Source organism: Pseudomonas sp. SL4(2022), assembly GCF_026625725.1.
Taxonomy (GTDB): Bacteria; Pseudomonadota; Gammaproteobacteria; order Pseudomonadales; family Pseudomonadaceae; genus Aquipseudomonas.
This window is the reverse complement of record NZ_CP113060.1, coordinates 2,810,361-2,823,811: the sequence shown is the minus strand read 5'-3', so window position 1 is coordinate 2,823,811 and position 13,451 is coordinate 2,810,361. Positions and strand designations below refer to the sequence as shown.

The window sequence follows — 13,451 nt, the reverse complement described above, 5'->3', positions numbered from 1 at the left end:
GTTACCTACAGTCGGCAAGCAACCTGCGCCCAGCTGTGGGAAAATCCCGCGCCCATGCCTTAGATCCGCCTGCCATGTCCTTACCGCCGAAACGCCCCAGCCGAAAACCTGCCGTACCGCGCACCCCGCCCAGCAAACCTGCGGCCAACCAGACCGATGCGAGCAAAGGCCAGTTGCACCCACGCAATCGCCATCAGGGCCGTTATGACTTTCCCGCGCTGATCAAGGCCAGCCCCGAACTGGCGGCCTTTGTAATCATCAACCCCTATGGCAAGGAGAGCATCGACTTCGCCAACCCGGCGGCGGTCAAGGTGTTCAACCGGGCGCTGCTCAAGCAGTTCTATGGCATCTCGCATTGGGATATTCCGGCGGATTACCTGTGCCCGCCGATCCCCGGCCGCGCCGATTATCTGCATTACCTGGCCGACCTGCTGGCCGCCAGCAATGGCGGCGAGATCCCACGCGGAACCAAAGTGCGTGCGCTGGATATTGGCGTAGGGGCCAACTGCATCTACCCACTGCTGGGCCACCGTGAATATGCCTGGCAGTTTCTCGGCTCGGACATCGCCGCCAGCGCCATTGCCTCGGCCAAGACCATCGTACAGGCCAATCCGGGCTTGAGTGAGGCGATTGAGCTGCGCCAGCAGCCCGACAGCACGCATATTTTCCAGGGGTTGCTACAGAGCGATGAGTGCTTCGACCTGACCCTGTGTAACCCGCCCTTCCACGCCAGCGCGGAAGAAGCCAGCAGCGGCAGCAAGCGCAAATGGCGCAACCTCGGCAAGCTCGACCCCAAACGCAAACTGCCGGTGCTGAACTTTGGCGGCCAGGCGGCGGAGTTGTGGTGCAAGGGGGGGAAGCAGCGTTTGTCAGCCAGTTGATCAAGGAAAGCGCCGAGATCGGCCAACAGGTGCTGTGGTTCAGCAGCCTGATTTCCAAGGCTGGCAACCTGCCGGGCGTGTACAGCGCGCTGAAGAAGGCCGGCGCGCTTCAAGTGCAGACTGTGGAGATGGCTCAAGGGCAGAAGCAGAGCCGCTTTGTCGCCTGGACCTTCCACACGGCGGAACAGCAACAGCGCTGGCGGCAGAACCGCTGGCAATAACGGCGGAGCTTACCAGGGCAGCCAGCCGCCCAGGACCAGCCACACGCCAGCCAGGCCCATGCTGAGCAGGGTCACCGGCACGCCGCTGCGGGCAAAGTCGACAAAACTCAGCGGTACGCCCTGACGCCGCGCACTTTCGGCGACAATCAGATTCACCACGCTGCCGATCAGCAGCAAGTTGCCGGCCAGCGTCGACAAGATCCCCAGGCCCACCAGCAAGGCCTCGCTGGCCTCCGGCAACACGCCCAGCAGCAACATCACATAGGGCACATTGCCAATCAGGTTACTGCCCAACAGCGACAGGCTCGCCAGGGTGATCACCCCGTGCGGTAACAGGCCCAACTCGGCCAGAGTGCCCGCCAGACCCGCGACCTGCGGCAGGCTCATCGCCGCGCCCGTTACCACGAACAACCCGGCAAACAGCAACAACAGGTTCCAGTCGACCTTCTGCACATAGTCGCGGCTGTCCACCCGCCGCGAGATCATCACCAGCACCGCGATCAACAGGGCGGAAATCTCCCGCGGCATGCTGGTGGAAAACAGCCCGAGCAGCACCAGGCTGGCCAGCAGCGGTTTCAGGTAACTGCGCGCGCCATAGATGTGCTGCACCGGCGTTTCAATCTGCGCCGCTGGCTTGGCAGTCCCCCAGTGCTTGCACCACTGCAGCCAGATCACCGCGTAGGTAATGGCCAAGGCCGCCAGTGCCGGCGGGCCGGCAATCCAGGTGTAGGACCAGAAATCCAAGCCGCCGGCCTGGCCGATCAGGATGTTCTGCGGATTACCGATCAGGCTGGCGCTGGACCCGGCATTGCACGACAGCGCCAACGCCAGAAGAAACGGCCGAGGATCGAGGCCACGGGCCAGCAGGCTATGGCACAGCAGTGGGGTCAGGGCAAAGGCAACGATGTCATTGACCAGCAGCGCCGACAGCACGCCGCCCAGCAGCAGCAGCGCCGGCTGCTCGGCATAGTGGCTGAGTTGCTGGTTAAGCCAGGCGTAAACGCCGGAGAAATCGAACTGCGCACTGATCAGCATCAGCGCCAGCAGCAGCAACAGCGCACCGGCATCCAGATGGCTGGCCGCCTCGGCTGGAGATTGCGCACCGCTGACCAGCAGCAACACCGCCGCACAGCCAGCAATCCAGCTGCGATCAACGCGCAAGCCACGGATACCCCCTGCGGCCATGCCCAGGTAGGTCAGTACAAACAGAATTGAAACGACCCAAACGGTCATGCGTCAGCTATCCCCTCATACCCCTGCGATTGCGCTGCGGCACTCTAAAGGGGTGGACGCTGGCGGGGAACTGTCTGCCAAGAAAAAAGCACGCCAAGCGCAGGGATACGCAGCACAGCAACTATCCTTATGCAGAAACATGGCGATTGGAAAAATCCTCAGCAGTATTCGCACACAATGTGACGTTTTAGTTAAATATGCAGCCATTTTCTTACGGCGCACGGTGAAAATCGGTCACGGCAACGGCTGCCAGTCAGTCCAGCACAGTGGTATTACTGTCCTCTACACGCGCAGGCAGCAGAGAGGTTTGAATGAAGTGCAAGGCCCTGTTCGTTGCAGTGTGTCTGTTACTGAGCCTGTCCGTGCAGGCCAATCAACAGCCAGAACTGAAGATCAGCGTCGGCGACTGGCCGCCCTACCTGTCCAGTACTCTCAAACACAATGGCGTCGTGGCGCACCTGATCAGCGACCTCATGGCGGACGAGGGTTATCGCGTCACCTTTGAGTTCCTGCCTTGGCCGCGGGCCTATGCGGCGGCGGCCGCAGGACGTTTCGATGGAACCGCCGTATGGATGCATAAAGCCGAGCGCGAGGCAGACTTTCTGTTCAGCGCGCCACTGCTTGATGAACAATTCGTGTTCTTTCACCTGAAAAGCCTGCCCTTCGACTGGCAGACCTTTGACGACCTCACCGGCATGACCCTCGGTGGTGGTCTGGAATACAGCTATGGCCCGCAATTCGATGCCTTTCTCGCCGAGAACAAGGTGAAGATCGAGCGCGTTTCCAGCGACCAGCAAAACTTCGAGAAGCTGCTCAAAGAGCGAGTCGTGCTCTACCCACAGGAAATGAACGTCGGCTACGCCGCCCTGCGCAGCCACTTCAGCGCGGAAGACCAGGCCAAGATCACCCATCACCCCAAACCACTGCTGGTCAATCTCAGCCACCTGATGCTGCCGAAAAGCCTGGAAGGCAGCCCCGCGCTGCTCGAACGCTTCAATAAACGCCTGCAGCTCTACCGTGACAGCGGTCGTTATCAGCGTTATTTCGATGATCTACAGCAAGGCAAGTACCAACTGGTGCCGTCAGCATCACCGGCAAGCGAGTAAAGCCCGGTCTTTTATGCACAACTGGCTAGAGTGTTTTAGAGGATCACATGCATACCCCGAATAAGAAGAAATGGACGAGTAGGCCCTGCAGTAGCCTGCGATCATGCCAAGGAGCCGATCAATGACCTTTCGACAGCGGCTGTACGGCCTGATCACCAGTTGCCTGCTGCTGCCGGGTTTTGCCAGCGCAGCGGAGCCTGGCCTGGGCACGGATGAAGTGCGTATCGGCATGGTCAACGCCCAAAGCGGCCCGGCGGCGGCCCTGGGTTTGGGCATGCTTAACGGTGCCCAGGCCTACTTCAAGCGCGTCAACGCCGAAGGTGGGGTGCATGGCCGGCGTATCAACCTGCTCAGCCGGGACGATGGCTACGAGCCCAGCCAGACCGCCGCACACACCCGCAACCTGCTGCAAACCCAACAGGTGTTCGCCCTGCTCGGTTACGTCGGCACGCCCACCTCGCGTGCCGCTGTGCCATTGGCGGTGCGCGCGCAGGTGCCTTACCTGTTCCCCTTTACCGGCGCCGAGTTTCTGCGCACACCGGTAAGACCTGAGGTATTCAATATTCGCGCGTCCTATATCGAGGAAACCGAGCAACTGGTCGAGCGCATGACCAAGGACCTCAAGCTGAGCAAGATCGCCCTCCTGATGCAGGACGACTCCTTTGGCGAATCGGTCAAGGGCGGCCTCAATGGCGCTCTGCTCAAGCGCAAGCTGACGATTTATGCGCAGGCGCGCATTCAGCGCAATTCGCTGGACGTAAAAGCGGCCATCAAGGCACTGCAGAGCATCCAACCGGAAGCGGTGTTCTTTGTCGGCACCTACAGGCAACTGGCGGCAGCGATCAAGCAGGCGAAAGCGCTGGGCTTCAATACGCGCTTTATCAGCGTGTCATTTCTCGGCACCGAAGGTTTTATCCGTGAGGCCGGCGGCGACGGTGACGGGGTGTATATCTCCCAGGTGGTGCCTTCTCCAGACGACAGCTCATTGGCACTGGTGCGGGCTTATCAGGCCGATATGCAACACGGCGACTTTGACCATACCTCGCTGGAGGGCTATATCGGCGCGGCGGTGTTTACTCAGGCGCTGCGCAAGGCCGGCGCTGAACCGACACGGGAGGCGTTTATTGACGCGCTGGAGCACCTCGAAACGGACCTGGGCGGTTTCAAGGTGGCGTTCTCACGCAGCCAGCATCAGGGCTCCAGCGCGGTATTCCTGACCCGTATCGAAAATGGCCAAGCCGTACCCGTTAAGACCATGCGCTAACGCCCGGCCAGCTGCACCTGCAACAGATCGGCCACCGGCAGCGCCACACCGAGGCGGCTGAGGTTCCAGTAATGCCCTTCCAGCGTGCGGTTGACCAGCAAGGTGGCCGGTGCCGGTTGCAGGCTACCCAAGGCCCCCATCACATCGGGCAACAGCCGTTGCACCTGCTCATGCAGCGGCGTGGCGGCAAAATCCCAATTCACCCCAGGCTGCAGCAGTGGCCCGAGCAAACCATGCAGCTGACGGTACAAACCATAGGGCGTGGTGGACTTCGGCTGGCGTGTGCCGAGCGCCTGGAAGGCCTTTTCCAGGTGCTCGCCGTCGCGGGCCTGCAGCGCCTTGTAGGTTTGTACATAGGCCGCCAGCAACGGCGCGGACAGCACCTGCACGCAACCGAAGTCATACACCACCAGCTCACCGGCTGCGGTGTAGGCGAAATTGCCCGGATGCGGATCGGCATGCAGCAACCCCAGCTCGAAGGCCTGGGCACTCAGCCAGCGCACCAGGGTAAGGGCCAGGCGCTCACGCACGTCGACACTGGCCTGGCTGACCTCGGCAAACGGCAAGCCGGCTTCCTCGCTGAGTGCCAGCACGCCGGGGCGGCAAAGGTCTTCCTGCGGCTGCGGCAGGCGCAAGCCCGGCCAATCGGCGAAATGCGCACGAAAGTCCTGCAGGCGGCGCATCTCGGCCGGGTAATCCAGCTCGGCCTCGATCACCGCCGCCAGCTCCCGATACAGGCCCTCCAGCTGCTCAGCCGGCGCGCGGAACAAGCGCCCCAGCGGCAGTAAACGGCGTAGCTGACGCAGATCAGCCTGACAGATGTCGGCGATGCCCGGGTATTGCACCTTGAGCACCAGCGCCCGGCCATCCGCCGCTATAGCGCGATGCACCTGACCAAGTGACGCAGCGGCAAAGGGTTGTTCATCGATCTGCTGAAAGAACTGCCCGAGGTCCGCGCCATACACCTGCTGCAGATGCCCACGCAACGCGCTGAAGGGCAAGGCTGGTACGCGGCTCTGCAGCGAGGCCAATGCCAGTGCCACCGGTTCAGGCAACACGCCCTGCCACTGCGAAGCCATTTGCCCCAGTTTGAGCACCGGACCTTTCATCTCGCCCAGCACATCGGTGAGCAGATCGCCCACCGGCTGCCAATCAATCGCGCTGCGGCCAGGCCGCAAACGCTGCCCCAGCACGCTGCCGCCGATGCGCGTGGCTGTACCCGCCAACGTGAGAAAGCGCCCAAGCGCAGAGGCAGACGGTGGAGCGGCGGGAGGCTTGACCATGCGGCAATACTCATCGAGGCGAAGCACGATCATGCGCCTGCGCCGACGCGGGGTCGACACCGAGCATTAACCGGCTCAGGGTTGCGAACGAGCCAGAGAGTCCCACACCTGCTGCTGATAGATCACCGACTCGCGCTGACGCTCGATTTCATCCCAGATGCGCGCAGCCTGCTCCGGGTTGGCTGCCACATAGGCGTTGGACAGCATCAGGTAGTAGGCCTTGTCCTGCAGCGGTAACTCGATTTTCTCCAGCTGTGCGGCCAGATCCGGATTGGTCTGCAGCACGAAATCACCGCGCTGGCTCTGCAGCGCCGCGGCTTCGATGCGTTTGTGGCTGAGCATGCGCAGCAGTGCCAACGGATCGCGGTTGGTCTCATCCACCTCGACACCCTGGGCGCGGATGAAATCGACAATTGAAAACCCGCTCAGCGAACCGATGCGCCCATGCAGTTGACGGAATTCCTGACCATTCCAGCTGACCGTACTGCCCTTGCGCCGGTAAAGGGAATAGATCGAGGTGTGCAGGCGCTTGCGTTCATCCAGGCGGCCGTCAGTATCAAGCGGGTAACGCCCCAAGCCCAGGCGTTCGGCCTTGAAACTGGCCGCGAAGGCGCCGTCATAGCTGCCTTGGGCCAGGCCGGCCAGGCAGCGCTTCCAGGGGACGGCGACGAAGGTGAACTGTCCGTGCAGAGCCTGCTCAACCAGGCGCAGCAACTGCAGATTGAGCCCGCTGCCGTCCTCCATGACCCAGGGGTAGGAATCCTGATCTTCGTAACACAGGGTCAACACCGGACCTTCGCGGGGGGCCGCCAAGGCATTGAGCGCCAGACAACAGCAGCACAGCAGGCCGCACAACGCCTTGATCAAATGTAATGTTCCACGACTCACCCAGCGACAGCTCCATAACTGGCAACGGCGCCAACAGCGCACACTGCCATCCAGTATAGGTAAGCATTGCGCCGCTGGCCCTGGCGCAGATCAATCACCCTCGCGGTTGACGGCAAAACGCCGGTCCAGCGTGCTGTAACCCATGCCCACTGACTTGTGCACTTTCAGCTGCACCGGGATGCGCTCTTTGAGTGCGGCCACATGGCTGATCACGCCAATCATCTTGCCGCTGGCGTTGAGGTTATCCAGCGCATCGAGGGCAATCTCCAGGGTTTCGCTGTCGAGGGTGCCGAAGCCTTCGTCGAGGAACAACGAGTCGATGCTGGTTTTGTGGCTGACCAGATCGGACAGCGCCAAGGCCAGCGCCAGGCTGACCAGAAAACTCTCGCCGCCGGACAAGGTTTTGGTGTCGCGCGCCGCATCGGCCTGCCAGGTGTCGAGCACTTCCAGTTCCAGCTCACCACGGCTACGCCGCGCCAATTGGTAACGACCGTGCAGGCGTTCGAGCTGCTGGTTGGCCAGGTAGACCAGATGATCCAGGGTCAGACCCTGAGCGAACTTGCGGTATTTGGCACCGTCGGACGAGCCAATCAGGCTGTTGAGCTGCTGCCACAGGTCGTATTCACCCTGCTGGGTGCTGATCGCAGCAAACAGGCTTTGCTGACCCTGCCGGCGATCATCATCGCCCTGCAACTGCGCGCGGATTTCGCCCTGGCGTTCACTTAGGGATTTGCGCTGGGCGCTCAGGGCAAGCAGCTGTTCGTCCAGTTGCACAAGATCGAGTGAGGTTGCCGGGTTGGCCTGCAGGGCGGCCAGCTGCTGTGCGGCTGCACGGGCCAGGGCCTGGGCATCGCTTAGAGCTTTATCCAGGCGCTGACGCAATTGCTGTAACGCGGCGCGCTGTGTCTCATCCAGCAGGGCGGCCAGATAATCGGCTTCAACATTAAAGGGGCTGACGGTCAGAGCGGCCGTCCACTGCTGTTCGGCCTGTTGCAGGCGCGCTTGTTCATCCTGCAGACGGCTGGCCAGGGCCTGACAGCTACCGGCCAGTTGCTGCTGACGGCGCTGCGCCTCGTCCAGTTGAGCCTGCGCCTGCTGCAAGGCCGCCTGCGCATCGGCAGGCTTGGCCAAGGTCGGCTGATCGGCCAGGCCCAGCGCAGTCCAGCGTTGTTGCCAAAGCTGAGACTGCTGCACTGCAGCCTGCAGGCCATGATCCAGCTCACTGAGCTGGCGGTGTAAATCCAGGCTTTGCTGCTGATTGCGCTGCCAACACTGCCATTCTGTTTGGCGCTCGATGAGCCAGGCGCTGGCGTTGTCCGGCAGCTGATAGCCAAACTCGGCAAGGGCCTGACTCAGATCGGCAGTACGTTCAGCAGCAACCTGCAGCAGTTGTTGCAGGCGCTGTTGACCTTGCTCGCGCTGCTCCTGACGCTGCTGCAGGTGCAGTCGATTAAGTGCCTGCTGCTGTTCCAGCTCGCTGCACCGCTGTTGCTGATTTAGCCGCGCTTGCTGGCACTGCTCAAGGGCGGTATTGAGCTGTTGGAGCTGCTCAAGTTGCTGCTGCAGCATGAGCAGCTCATCGCTTTGTTGCACCTGCTGCTTAGCCAGGGCCTCGACATCGGCCAGCGGATGTTCCAGCTGCGCAGTCAGGCTTTGCCAGCGCTCACCCTGCTCGGCCTGGGTCTGCTCACCCCGCGCAAATTGCTGCTGTTGCTGCTCCAGGCGGGCAGCGAGTTTTTCCAGTTCGCCAGCCAGTTGCCGGCCCTGTTCGGTCAGGGCTTCCAGTTCGTTGCGCTTACTGTTCAACAGCGCCTTGGTCGCCGACACATCCAGAGCTTGGTAGGCGCTAATCGCCGGATGCGCCTCGGAGCCGCACAGCGGGCAGGCTTCGCCGGGTTGCAGTTGGGCGCGATGGGTTTCCAGGGCCTGGATGCGTTGTTCCTGCTCCAGCAGTTTTTCCTGGGCCTGTACCTGTTGTTGCAGGTCCTTGTAGCGCAGGCGCAACTGCGCCACTTCGGCGTTCTTGGCCTGATGCTGCTCGCGCAATAGCGTCAGGGCGTTGGTCAACTGCGTTTGTTCGATTGCCAGACGCTGTTGCGCGTCGGCTAATTCGCCCAGCTGACTCAGCACACCGCCCTGGATATGCAGCTGCTGCCAACGCTCGCGCCAGGCTGCCTCACTGCGTCCGGCCAGCAGCGTCTGCTGTTGTTGCTGCGCGGCGCGTTCCTGCTCGCGGGCCTGCTGCAGGCGATGCTGTTCGGCGCCAAGTTGTTCAGTTTGCTGGTTCAGTTGCGTCTGCGACGCGGTGATCGTTTCTTGCAGCTGCTGTTGACTGAGTTGCAGCTGGGCGATTTCCCCGGTCAGTTGCTGGCGCGCCTTAAGCTGCTCGCCCCAGCTACCCAGCTGCTCACCCAGACGACCATGCTGCGGCTGCGCGGCCAGTTGTTGCTCCAACAGTTGCAGGCGCTCGGCCAGCTGCTGGCGTTGTGCCTGGCAATCGGCAAGCAGCAAGGCGCTCAGTTCGCGCGCCTGCCAGCTGTGCTCGGCAACAGTCTGCTCAATCTGGCGCTGTTCGGCGGCATTCTGCTGCAAGCCCTGCTCGGTCTGCGCCAGGCTCTGGCGGGCCTGCTGCCAATCATGGTGCAGCGGTTGCAAGCGCAGCGCAGGCTCGCTGGCGGCCAGTTTCGCCAGCTGCGGCTGGGCCTGTTGTAATGCCTGCTGCGCCGCCTGCTCGGCCTGCTGGCTGGCGTGCAACTGAGCCTGAGTTTTGTTCAACTCCTCACACCAACGGCGTTGGCGCTGCAACTCGGCGTGCTGGGCGCCGAGTGCGGCTTCATCAATAGTCAGTTGCTTGGACTGCGCTTGCAACTCGGCGCGCTGCTCTTCACTTAGCAGTTCGACACCCTCGGCGCCTGCACGCAGCTGGTCGAGGGCGACTTTCACCTCGCGACACTGCTCGAACACCCGCTGGGAGATCTGCCCATAGATATCGGTGCCGGTCAGTTCCTCCAGCAGCTCGGCGCGCTGGTTGGCATTGGCTTCGAGAAAGGCGGCGAAACCACCCTGGGCCAACAGCATGGATTTGGTAAAGCGCTCGAAATCCAGCCCCGTCAGGCGCTCGGTTTCGCGCAGTTTCTCGTTGATTTTATCGGTGATGATTGGCCCATCGGCAGCCGCCAGTTCCACCTTGGGCGCTTGCAGCGCGCCATCGGCCTTGTCGCGGGCGCGGCGCTGGCTCCAGAAGGCACGGTAAGCGACGCCCTTAACCTCAAACTCGACCTCAGCCAAGCAATCGGCGGTATGCCGGCTCATCAGTTCGTTGGCGCTAGCCGACACCGTGCTCATGCGCGGCGTGCGGTGGTAAAGCGCCAGGCAGATGGCATCCAGCAGCGTGGTTTTACCCGCGCCGGTCGGCCCGGTGATGGCGAACAGGCCGTTGTCTTTGAACGGCTCGGCGGTGAAGTCGATCTTCCATTCGCCTTTGAGCGAATTGAGGTTTTTCAGGCGCAGGCTGAGAATCTTCATGCGTCACCCTCGCGCAGTTCGCTGACCACCTGCTGATAGAGCCCCAGCAAGCGCGCCTGCTCGGCCTCGTCCAGCGCTTCGCTGCTTAAACGTTGGGCGAACACCTCTTCGACACTCAGCTCATCCAGGGTTTCCTTGGCCTGGCCCTGCAGGCTGCTGCTGGCATTGCCACGCTCGCGACGAATGCGCAGCACCTCCACCGGCAGACCCTCGCACAGCGCGGCGATGCGCAGTTGCAAGTCACTCAGGTAATCGTCGGTGCCGACCAGCACTTCCAGCCACACTGGCTGTTCGGCACTGCCTTGCTCCGCCGCCTGTTTGATCTGCACGTCCAGCTCTTTTAGCGAGCCGCGCAGTGACAGCAACGGCTGAAAACGCGGCACCGGCAGCGCGCTGACCTGGCGCAAACCGCTGCTGTCCAGCTCGACCAACAGCACTTCCTTCTGCTGCTTGGCTTCATCGAAGCTCAGCGCAATCGGCGAGCCGCAGTAGCGGATATGCTCCAGCCCGCCGACCTTTTGCGGCCGATGGATATGCCCCAGGGCGATGTAAGCCGCTGGCGGAAAGGCGCTGGTGGGGAAGGCCTCCAGGCTGCCGACATAAATCTCACGCACCGAATCACTGGCGCTGGCACCGACCGTGGTCAGATGCCCAGTGGCGATAATCGGCAGCTCGCCGCCCAGCTCAACGCGCTTGGCTTCGGCCAGGACATAGAGGTCCTGATAGTGCTGCTGGATCGCCTGCTGCAGCGACAGTTGCTTGTCCTGCGCGCTTTGCCCAGCCTGGCTGAGCAGCACATCGCGCGGGCGGATAAACGGGATGCCGCAAAGAATCGCACCCGGCGAGCCGTCACGCTGTTGCAGCACCAGCAGCTGCTCATCCAGCTGCTCACAAACACCCGGAATCACCCGCGTACCGAGCTGCGCCAACAGGGTTTTGCTCTCAGCGAGCATGGCCACCGAATCATGGTTGCCGCCCAGCACCACCAACGCACAGCCGGTGGCGCGTAGCTCGACGATAAAGCGGTTGTACTGCTCACGGGCATAGCTGGGCGGTGCGCCGGTGTCGAAGATATCGCCGGCAATCAGCAGCGCATCCACAGCCTGCGCGCGCACCTGCTCGATCAGCCAGGCACAGAACGCCTGATGCTCAGCCTGACGCGTCTTGCCCATAAAGTGCTGGCCGAGGTGCCAGTCGGAGGTGTGCAGGATGCGCATGCTCAAAACAGCCAATCCTTGACCACCATGTGGGTCTTCACTTTCTGTATGCCGGGGAAGTTTTCGATCTCGCCGCGCACCTCGCTCAGACGCTGCATGGAGGGCGCTTCGATGACCACCAGCATGTCCGTTTCGCCACTGATACCGCTGCAGCGGCGCACCTCCGGGTACACGCGCATGCGCTCGACATAGTGCTCGCAGCGTCCGCCTTGGTAGAACAACTCCAGATAAGCCGTGATCGCGCCTGCACCGGGCAGTGCCACCTGCGCCTGATAACCACGGATCACGCCCGTCTGCTCCAGTTGGCGAATGCGCTCACTGACGGCCGAGCGCGACAGGTTGACCTCACGGGCGATCTGGCTGACGGGTAAGCGCGCATCGGCGCGCAACAGGGCGAGTATCTGCTGATCGAACTTGTCCACGCGGGGCTCTCGAAAAAGGCAATTTGACGGCCAAATGCGCCAGATCGTCGGTCAAAGCCGACGCTTCGCCAGCAGCCTGTAACAGGCGGGCGATTTAACATGGCGAACGAAACCGCAGAGCATACAACATGAGTCGTCTGAACCCGGAATTGAGCCTGCTGCAAGGGATTGGCCTGCTAAGTACCTCGCTGCTGGGCACGGGCATTTTTGTGATCCCGGCGCTGGCCGCCACTGCTGCCGGCGAGGCGTCGTTATGGGCCTGGATGCTGCTGATCGCTCTGGTGCTGCCAGTGGCGTTTACCTTCGCTCAGCTGGGTCGGCACTTCCCCCATGCCGGCGGCGCGCCGCATTTGATTGGCCGCGCCTTTGGGCCGCGGATGGAGCGTATCAGCGCCCTACTGTTTATTGCGGTGTTGCCGGTGGGTTTGCCGGCAGCGCTGAATATTTCCACCGGCTTTTTCCAGGCCTTGTTTGCCATCGGCCGCAGAGAAGCGCTGCTGATTCAACTCGCTACGCTGGGGGCGATGTTGCTCCTCGGCCAACGCCCGGCAAAGGCCTCGGGCATGGTGCAGGGGGCGATTGCCTTGGCGATTATTGCCACGGTGGGGTTGATCTGGTGGGCCGGTGATTTGCCCCACGCCAATCAACCTTTGCTGCCGGAACTGAGTGGTTCCTGGCATCTGCTGCCCGTCGCGCTGGGGGTGATGTTCTGGTGTTTTGTCGGCATCGAAGCCTTTACCCATATGGGCGAGGAATTCAAGAACCCTGAACGCGACTTCCCACTGGCGCTGCTGTTGGGTGTGCTGCTGGCAGGCCTGGTGTACTGGGCCTTTTCGGTGGCGGTGTTGAGTTTTCATGCCTACGGCGATGTGCAGACCGATGCTGCGTCACTGCCGCGTATGCTCGACCAACTGTTCGGCGCCAAGGCCCGCTGGCTTAGCGCGCTGATCGGCTACCTGGCCTGCTTTGCTTCGATGAATGTCTATGTGCAGGGCTTTGCGCGGTTGATCTGGAGCCTGGCTGATGAAGGCAAATTGCCGCGCCCGCTGGCCCAGCGTAACCATCACGGTGTGCCGGCTCGCGCCTTGTTGCTGGTGGTGATTATCTGCGCCCTGTGCGCCAGCTTGGCAGCGGTGATGCAACTGTCGGTGGACCAACTCATCCGCTACGCCAATGGCAACTTTGTGCTGATTTATCTGTTCAGCATGGCCGCTGGCTGGGTGCTGTTAAAAGGACTGTGGCGGTGGGTGGCGGCGTTTAGCGCGCTGCTCTGTGCCCTGGTGATGATCGCCCTGGGCAACGACGCCTGGTACGCCGTGGGCCTGCTGCTGATCTTGGCGACGCTGGACTCTATTCGCAGCCGTCGTACGCCGACTTCACCCTCTTCGGCGCATTAACCGCAGGCAAAAAA

9 protein-coding genes and 1 pseudogene are annotated in these 13,451 nt (G+C 62.1%); 4 read left to right on the top strand and 6 right to left on the bottom strand.

Features of this window, described 5'->3' with window-relative positions; translation table 11 throughout:
* Nucleotides 1–74: 74 nt before the first annotated feature.
* A pseudogene (gene rlmF / locus OU997_RS13245) lies at nt 75–1,102 on the top strand (23S rRNA (adenine(1618)-N(6))-methyltransferase RlmF).
* Nucleotides 1,103–1,111: 9 nt separating this feature from the next.
* On the opposite strand, the gene OU997_RS13235 reads toward rlmF, so the two are convergent.
* Complete coding sequence (locus OU997_RS13235) at nt 1,112–2,335, bottom strand: SLC13 family permease (RefSeq protein ID WP_267806991.1); 1,224 nt, start codon at nt 2,333–2,335, stop codon at nt 1,112–1,114.
* Between the two features lie 311 nt (nt 2,336–2,646).
* On the opposite strand from OU997_RS13235, the gene OU997_RS13230 reads away from it, so the two are divergent.
* Together OU997_RS13230 and OU997_RS13225 are read left to right on the top strand one after the other, a co-directional pair.
* Entirely contained in the window at nt 2,647–3,441 is a 795-nt protein-coding gene (locus OU997_RS13230; protein WP_267806989.1) for a substrate-binding periplasmic protein, read from the top strand.
* Nucleotides 3,442–3,562: 121 nt separating this feature from the next.
* The gene (locus OU997_RS13225; RefSeq protein WP_267806987.1) at nt 3,563–4,705 is read left to right on the top strand and encodes an ABC transporter substrate-binding protein; all 1,143 of its coding nucleotides are present in this window, start codon (nt 3,563–3,565) and stop codon (nt 4,703–4,705) included.
* Here the strand turns inward: OU997_RS13225 and OU997_RS13220 are convergent.
* From OU997_RS13220 to OU997_RS13200, 5 genes are all read right to left on the bottom strand, one after another.
* The gene (locus OU997_RS13220; protein WP_267806984.1) at nt 4,702–6,021 is read right to left on the bottom strand and encodes an ABC1 kinase family protein; all 1,320 of its coding nucleotides are present in this window, start codon (nt 6,019–6,021) and stop codon (nt 4,702–4,704) included. The genes OU997_RS13225 and OU997_RS13220 overlap by 4 nt on opposite strands.
* 42 nt (nt 6,022–6,063) lie before the next feature.
* Complete coding sequence (locus tag OU997_RS13215) at nt 6,064–6,855, bottom strand: substrate-binding periplasmic protein (RefSeq protein ID WP_267806981.1); 792 nt, start codon at nt 6,853–6,855, stop codon at nt 6,064–6,066.
* A gap of 111 nt (nt 6,856–6,966) precedes the next feature.
* On the bottom strand, nt 6,967–10,401 hold the full coding sequence (locus OU997_RS13210) for an SbcC/MukB-like Walker B domain-containing protein (RefSeq protein WP_267806979.1): 3,435 nt from the start codon (nt 10,399–10,401) through the stop codon (nt 6,967–6,969).
* Nucleotides 10,398–11,618, bottom strand: a complete 1,221-nt coding sequence (gene sbcD / locus OU997_RS13205) for an exonuclease subunit SbcD (protein WP_267809905.1) — start codon at nt 11,616–11,618, stop codon at nt 10,398–10,400. Before sbcD ends, OU997_RS13210 begins: the two co-directional genes overlap by 4 nt.
* Before the next feature lie 2 nt (nt 11,619–11,620).
* A complete protein-coding gene (locus OU997_RS13200) occupies nt 11,621–12,040 on the bottom strand; it encodes an Lrp/AsnC family transcriptional regulator (RefSeq protein ID WP_267806978.1) in 420 nt (139 codons plus the stop codon).
* 128 nt (nt 12,041–12,168) lie between these two features.
* On the opposite strand from OU997_RS13200, the gene yjeH reads away from it, so the two are divergent.
* Nucleotides 12,169–13,437, top strand: a complete 1,269-nt coding sequence (gene yjeH / locus OU997_RS13195) for an L-methionine/branched-chain amino acid transporter (RefSeq protein ID WP_267806977.1) — start codon at nt 12,169–12,171, stop codon at nt 13,435–13,437.
* Nucleotides 13,438–13,451: the final 14 nt, after the last annotated feature.

Excerpts from the sequence above, each read along its gene's own strand:
- OU997_RS13235 (WP_267806991.1), bottom strand. The coding sequence starts at position 2,335 with ATGACCGTTTGGGTCGTTTCAATTCTGTTTGTACTGACCTACCTGGGC.
- OU997_RS13230 (WP_267806989.1), top strand. The coding sequence starts at position 2,647 with ATGAAGTGCAAGGCCCTGTTCGTTGCAGTGTGTCTGTTACTGAGCCTG.
- OU997_RS13225 (WP_267806987.1), top strand. The coding sequence starts at position 3,563 with ATGACCTTTCGACAGCGGCTGTACGGCCTGATCACCAGTTGCCTGCTG.
- OU997_RS13220 (WP_267806984.1), bottom strand. The coding sequence starts at position 6,021 with ATGATCGTGCTTCGCCTCGATGAGTATTGCCGCATGGTCAAGCCTCCC.
- OU997_RS13210 (WP_267806979.1), bottom strand. The coding sequence starts at position 10,401 with ATGAAGATTCTCAGCCTGCGCCTGAAAAACCTCAATTCGCTCAAAGGC.
- sbcD (WP_267809905.1), bottom strand. The coding sequence starts at position 11,618 with ATGCGCATCCTGCACACCTCCGACTGGCACCTCGGCCAGCACTTTATG.
- yjeH (WP_267806977.1), top strand. The coding sequence starts at position 12,169 with ATGAGTCGTCTGAACCCGGAATTGAGCCTGCTGCAAGGGATTGGCCTG.